General features: G+C 63.0%; 2 protein-coding genes and 1 pseudogene. 1 reads left to right on the top strand and 2 read right to left on the bottom strand.

What is annotated here, in order from left to right; all coding sequences use genetic code 11:
- Positions 1-148: 148 nt before the first annotated feature.
- Positions 149-973, bottom strand: a complete 825-nt coding sequence (locus IT540_RS16535; RefSeq protein WP_291180485.1) for a quinoprotein dehydrogenase-associated SoxYZ-like carrier — start codon at positions 971-973, stop codon at positions 149-151.
- Positions 974-1022: 49 nt separating this feature from the next.
- Positions 1023-2009 (bottom strand): quinoprotein relay system zinc metallohydrolase 2, encoded by a 987-nt coding sequence (locus tag IT540_RS16530; protein ID WP_291180480.1) that lies wholly within the window; start codon positions 2007-2009, stop codon positions 1023-1025.
- 552 nt (positions 2010-2561) lie between these two features.
- Between IT540_RS16530 and IT540_RS16525 the strand changes: the two are divergent.
- A pseudogene (locus tag IT540_RS16525) lies at positions 2562-4385 on the top strand (PQQ-dependent dehydrogenase, methanol/ethanol family).
- Positions 4386-4465 lie beyond the last annotated feature (80 nt).

Here is a 4465-nt window from a genome sequence, read left to right as displayed (position 1 = left end):
GCTCGAGAAGGTGAAGAACCTGAAGCGCGCCCAGGTGGAAGGCGAGATCCGCTGCTTCTGAGCCGGCACGCCGCGCATTGGCTGGATAGAGAAAAGGGCGCTTCGGTCGAAGCGCCCTTTCTATTGCGTCAAGGAAGACGAGGACCCGTCACGAGCCCTTCGGTCCCGCGTGGCCCTTGAAGACCCGGCCGTCGGTATCCTCAGCGGTCACCTCCAGCGTCTCATCGCCGCCGCCCGCATAGGTGAAGCGGATATGCGGATCCTCCGAGAGCGAGATGCCGCCTTCCACGCGGAAGATGCGCTCGCCGCCACGCGTGACGTCAATGACGCGCAGGAACTTGGCGGGGATGTAATAGCCGGTCGCCTGGTTGAGCTGCAGGCCCGAGTACTGCGGATGGCGGATCTTGATCTGCCCTTCCCGTTGCCCGTCGGCCGTTCCGGCAATGAGCTTGATCTGCATCTTGCCGGCCTCGGCCAGCACCGCATCCGTGTCCTTGAGCGCCGGCGCCGAGCAGCCGCCGGCCGCCTTCACGAACTTCGTCGCCATCAGGAGCCTGCCGTCCTGCGTCTCTACGATGGCGCGGATGTTGGAGTACATGTCGACGCGCACGCGCGTTTCGAGCACGCGCTCGCCCTCGCCCGCCGCCGGTCCGAAGTTGAAATCGGCAACCAGCGGTGCCGGGTTCTTGTCGATCACTAGCGAGAGCTTCTTCACGGACTTCGCCACGCCGGCGGGAATGCGCACCGTGAGGGGCACCAGTGCCGCGTCCTCGGCGCGGTAAGGCGCTTCGAGCACCACCGCCGAGGTGTCCTCGACCACAGCGCGCTCGCCGAAGAGGTCCTTCTGCAGCGCCGGCCAGATGTCCTCCTCGGCCATGGCCTGCCCGCTTCCGGCGATCAGCATGCCGAGTGCAAGCCCGAACAACCCACGAAGGACCCGGGGAGCGGCTGTCGTGCGGATGGCCTGCAACATGATGTGTCCTCCGGTACCGGCGCTTCAGCGCGCGTTGCTTGGCTGGGCGCTATTCCCATTCGAGCTCGGCGAACGCCGCCGAGACGTTTCTCGCATGATAGTCCTCGAACAGCTTCCATGCACTCTTTTCCGAGAGACCGACTGTTGTGGTGGCGTCGGAGAGTGTGCGGTTCTCCTTGATCATCGCGCGAATCTCTCGCGTCAGAACCTCAAGATAGTGCTGAACGGGCTTTGCCGCATCGGGCCACGCCATGGCCGCCGGCCCGTGCCCGGGCACGACACGCTGGGCGGGCGCCTGCGCGAGGGCATCGAGCACCGAGATCCAGCCGAGAATCGAGCCGTCGAGGGTCGGCACGTGCTCCGAGAACACGAGGTCGCCGAGAAACACCGTGCCGGTCTCACGGTCGCGGACGATCAGGTCGTTGTCCGTATGCGCCGTCTTCTCCGGCGTGAGCTCGATGGCACGCCCCCCGAGGTCGAGCGTCGTCGTCTCACTGATGGCCAGCGTCGGCAGCACGATTTTGGTGTCGGCAAAGGCCTCCTCGCCGAGCGCCTCCTTGTTGACGGCGAGGTAGCGCTCGGCCCGCGCGCTCAATCCCCGCGCCAGCTTGTGGTGCCCGACGAAGGCCGGCTGGTCGGCCTCGAATGCGGCGTTTCCGAGCACGTGGTCCGGATGCATGTGGGTGTTGATGACGTAGCGGATCGGGAGCGGCGTGACCGAGCGGACCGCGGCATGCAGCCTGGCCCCCACCCGCGCGCTGCCGCCGGTATCGATGACCGCCACCGCCTCCCGCCCAACGATGAAGCCGGCGTTGGCGATGTCACCTTCGTTGTCGGGTGCGGAGTGGGCGACCTGCCCCTGGTGAGCATGGACGCCGGGCGCGATCTCCACGGCGAAGGAGACCGAAGGAGAGGCGGCGGCCTCCGCCTGGGCCGTGCGGCTCGCCCGCGGGAGCGCGGCAGCGAGGGCGGCAAGAGCGCCCGCGGCCCGCAGCAGCGACCGTCGATCAGGGTGGGGTGAATCTCGGTCCGGCACAGCGCTACCTCCTTGCAGAGACGGCGGAAGAACTAAGCGGAGGCGATCCAGGACGCAACACGCCGCGTGCGGATGCGACGCGCGGGAATATGTCCCAGCACGATCAGGAAAAACAGACCGAATTACAAACGGATGGGAGGGAAAAATGCCAAAACAGATGAATTTCAGGGGCAAAAATTATTCACATAAGAAATTTGAAGTCAATAGGGCGACACGACACCTTGCAGCGGGAAAATTTAGGCGTGCACCGCAGCATTATATCCCGCAGCGCAAAAAACTTCGATAAAACGGCCGATAAAATGGGTCAGAATGCTTGTCCTATCGGTGTTGCAAGAAAAATGATCTCACGGATTGTCTTGCGGACCTCACGAGAAAGTGTCTAAAAGGTTGCCACGGTAGCGATGGCTTCAGGGGGCTTGTCAGTGCAAGGGCCTCCATTCGTAAGTCAGCGGCAAGACAAGGGAAAAATCCCGAACGCCGTCATCCGGGCTGTGACACGCTGTCGTTCGCTGCCGCTTGCAAGCGTGGCAAGAACTTTAAGGAGGAAGCGCGATGCGCAGAAGTGCACTCGCATGCGGGCTGCTCGCCACTGTCGCTCTGAGTTCGCCGGTTTTGGCGAACGAGGACGTCATCAAGGCGACGTCAGATCCGAACAACTGGGCGATGCAGCAGGGTCAGTACGCCGGTTGGCGGTACTCTGAGCTCGACCAGATCAACACTTCGAACGTCAAGGACCTCAAGGTTGCTTGGCAGTTCTCGACCGGCGTTCTTCGTGGTCACGAAGGTTCGCCCATCGTCATCGGCGACCGGATGTATCTGAACTCCGCGTTCCCGAACAACGTCTTCGCCCTCGACATCTCGGACCCCGCTGGTCCGAAGATCCTCTGGAAGTACTCTCCGAAGCAGGATCCGTCGGTTATCCCGGTCATGTGCTGCGACACGGTTAACCGTGGCGTTCAGATCGCCGGCGATACGCTGATCCTTGGCCAGGCCGACACCACGCTCGTCGCGCTCGACGCCAAGACCGGCAAGGAGAAGTGGAAGGCTGTCAACGGCGATCCGAAGAAGGGCGAGACCCACACGGGCTTCATCCTGATCGTCAATGACAAGGTGATCATGGGCACGTCCGGCGCCGAGTTTGGCGTCCGTTGCCACGTCACCGCCTACAACCTGGCCGATGGCAGCCGCGCTTGGCGCGCCTACTCCATGGGCCCGGATTCTGACATCCTGATGGATCCGGAGAAGACCATCTCGCTTGGCAAGCCGGTCGGCAAGGACTCCTCGCTGAAGACCTGGACGGGCGACCAGTGGAAGATCGGCGGCGGTTCGACCTGGGGCTATGCCTCTTACGATCCGGAAGCCAACCTCTTCTACTATGGTTCGGGCAACCCCTCGACCTGGAACCCGGCTCATCGTGCTTGACCGGACGGCAAGCAGATCGACCAGAAGTGGTCGATGACCCTGTTCGCTCGTAACCCCGACACCGGCGTGGCCGCCTGGGCATACCAGATGACCCCGTTCGATGAGTGGGACTACGACGGCGTCAACGAGTCGATCCTCACCACGCAGACGTTCGATGGCAAGGAGCGCAAGGTCCTGACCCACTTCGATCGTAACGGCTTCGGTTACACGATCGATCGCCTGACCGGCGAGCCGCTCGTTGCCCAGCCCTACGACGAGGATCTGAACTGGTCGACGGGCGTCGAGCTCGACAAGTCGAAGCCCAACTACGGTCGTCCGACCGTCGTCGCTTCGAAGTCGACGTTCCTCAACGGACCGGACGTCAACACGAAGAACGTCTGCCCGGCCGCTCTGGGCTTCAAGGATCAGCAGCCGGCAGCCTACTCGCCGCTGACGAACCTGTTCTACGTGCCGATCAACAACGTCTGCATGGACTACGAGCCCTTCAAGGTCTCGTACACGCCTGGTCAGCCGTACGTTGGCGCGACACTGTCGATGTTCCCGCCTGAGGGCAAGACGAACACCGGCCACTTCACGATTTGGGATGGCGTTGCTGGCAAGATCGTTCACCAGCATGACGAGCCCTTCTCGGTGTGGTCGGGCGTTCTGACGACCGCTGGCGGCCTCGCCTGCCACGGCACCCTTGAGGGCTACTTCAAGTGCCGCGATCAGAAGGATGGTGCTGAGCTCTTCAAGCACCGCCTGCCTTCGGGCTCGATCGGCAACGTCATGACCTACGCGCTCGGTGGCAAGCAGTACATCGGCCTCTTCTCGGGCGTCGGTGGCTGGGCTGGCATCGGTCTCGCGGCTGGTCTCGACAAGCCGACGGACGGCCTCGGCGCCGTGGGTAACTACGCTGGCCTGAAGTCGTACACCGACCTCGGCGGCACCTTCACGGTCTACACGCTCCCCTAACAGGGGTTGGTAGAAAACATGAACCGGCGCGGGGAAACCCGCGCCGGTTTGTTGCTTGAATGTAATCTTCAAAATGCTTG

It is taken from the genome of Hyphomicrobium sp., from assembly GCF_020852195.1.
Classification (GTDB): Bacteria; Pseudomonadota; Alphaproteobacteria; order Rhizobiales; family Hyphomicrobiaceae; genus Hyphomicrobium_C.
Note: the sequence above shows the minus strand (reverse complement) of the source record. Positions and strands in the feature narration are given on the sequence as shown.

What these genes read in the sequence shown, in the direction of transcription:
- IT540_RS16535 (WP_291180485.1), bottom strand. Translation starts at nt 973, where the DNA reads ATGTTGCAGGCCATCCGCACGACAGCCGCTCCCCGGGTCCTTCGTGGG.